The organism is Ruegeria sp. N10 (assembly GCF_056531545.1).
Genome location: NZ_JBQFLY010000066.1, coordinates 1 through 516 on the forward strand (window position 1 = coordinate 1; position 516 = coordinate 516).

The 516-nt window shown below is 54.8% G+C and carries 1 protein-coding gene; it reads right to left on the reverse strand.

Annotation, left to right across the window (positions count from 1 at the left end):
- The coding region (locus tag ACR0JI_RS21965) for a GNAT family N-acetyltransferase (RefSeq protein WP_480496700.1) at positions 1-436 on the reverse strand (436 nt) is incomplete at its 3' end.
- Between the last annotated feature and the right edge of the window lie 80 nt (positions 437-516).

Below are 516 nucleotides of genomic sequence, written 5' to 3' on the forward strand. Positions count from 1 at the left end.
GTTTGAACCCTGATGCACGCGCGTGATTCAGACAGATCGTCATTAAACGCTTGCCCAAGCCCATTCCGCGGGCCTCGGGTTCCAGAAAGAACAATCGCAGTTTCGCGACGCCGGGTTCTTCTGTACTCATGCAAAAAATTGATCCCAGCCGCGTCTCGCCGCTATGAGCAATAAAGGCGCGGTTTCCATCAATGCCTTGGACCGGCAAAAAAGCCGCCAGGATTTGCATGACGAGCATTTCCATGCGGTAATCAAATTCATAATCCGTGTAATAGGTCTCGGCGTGCCGATTGACGACCCATCCGGCGTCGCCCGGGGTCAATTCGCGAAACTCGACTGGACCCGACAGGTCAAATGATCTCACCGCCTGCTCCAAGGCCCGGGCGACGCGCCCTGCATCTGCCCCATCCAATCGCTTGTGGACTTCAAGCGCCATCCGGTCGACAAGCTCGCTAAACTTCTGGTGCCCAGATTCAGTAAGATGAAGTTCCTTTTGCCGTGCATCATGTTCAGAAG